This window comes from Kumtagia ephedrae, assembly GCF_003012745.1.
In the GTDB taxonomy this organism is placed as follows: Bacteria; Pseudomonadota; Alphaproteobacteria; order Rhizobiales; family Rhizobiaceae; genus Kumtagia; species Kumtagia ephedrae.
Genome location: NZ_PXYK01000071.1, coordinates 1 through 1,052, shown reverse-complemented (window position 1 = coordinate 1,052; position 1,052 = coordinate 1). Strand labels below are relative to the sequence as shown.

Sequence of the window (1,052 nt, the reverse complement as noted above, 5' to 3'; positions counted from 1 at the left end):
CTAGAGCGGTTCACGGCCTGACTGAATCGGAACGGATTCCCGTTCGGTCGGAATTGTGATTCAAGATGCTGGCTGGATTGGAGGCCAGCATCTGATGACCCGACCTCTTTCCAATGATCTTCGAGAGCGTGTTGTGGCGGCGGTGGCGGCAGGAGGGAGCTGCCGATCGGTTGCCGAACGGTTCGGCGTTGCGGTGTCGTCGGTGATGAAGTGGTCGCAGCGCTATCGTGCGACAGGTTCGGTTGCACCGGCCAAGATGGGCGGGCGTCGCAAGCGGCTTCTGGAGCCGCATCGCGCCTTCATCGTGGAGCGGATCAACCAGACCTCGCACCTGACGCTGCATGGGCTGAAGGAGGAACTGGCGGCGCGCGGGGTCAAGGTATCGCACAACGCGGTATGGCTGTTCCTGCGGCGCGAAGGGCTGCGGTTCAAAAAAAACGCTGTTCGCCCTTGAGCAGGCCCGTGCCGACATCGCGCGGCGGCGACAGCGCTGGCGCTCCTGGCAGGCCGGCCTGGATCCGCGCCGGCTGGTCTTCATCGACGAGACCTGGATCAAGACCAACATGGCCCCATTGCGCGGCTGGGGACTGAGGGGCAAGCCTCTGCGCGGCTTCGCCCCGCACGGTCACTGGCGCACGCTGACCTTCCTCGGCGCGCTGCGCTGCGACCGGCTCACCGCGCCTTGCGTCTTCGACGGGCCGATCAACGGCGAGTGCTTCCGCGCCTATGTCGAGCAGCAGCTCGTGCCGGTGCTCCGGCCCGGCGACATCGTCGTCATGGACAATCTCGGCTCGCACAAGTCGGCCGCCATCCGTCAGATGATCCGCTCCGCCGGCGCCAGGCTCTGGTACCTGCCGCCCTACTCGCCAGACCTCAACCCGATCGAGCAGGCCTTCGCCAAGATAAAGCACTGGATGCGGAAGGCCCAGAAACGATCGATCGAGGACACATGGCGACATATCGGCCACCTCGTCGCCACCATCGACCCCGGCGAATGCGACAACTACTTCGCAAACGCAGGCTACGCTTCCGTCAAATCATGAAAGAGTCTA

Annotated in this window: 1 protein-coding gene and 1 pseudogene; both read left to right on the top strand. The window is 64.3% G+C overall.

Annotated features, from left to right (window positions below; translation table 11 throughout):
* The first annotated feature begins 94 nt into the window (after window positions 1–94).
* Window positions 95–454, top strand: coding sequence for a transposase (locus C7I84_RS30795; RefSeq protein WP_245428664.1), 360 nt, complete (start codon window positions 95–97; stop codon window positions 452–454).
* Window positions 414–1,043, top strand: a pseudogene (locus tag C7I84_RS29290) (IS630 family transposase); the annotation flags it as partial. The gene C7I84_RS30795 and the pseudogene C7I84_RS29290, both read left to right, overlap by 41 nt.
* Window positions 1,044–1,052: the final 9 nt, after the last annotated feature.

Excerpts from the sequence above, each read along its gene's own strand:
- C7I84_RS30795 (WP_245428664.1), top strand. The coding sequence starts at position 95 with ATGACCCGACCTCTTTCCAATGATCTTCGAGAGCGTGTTGTGGCGGCG.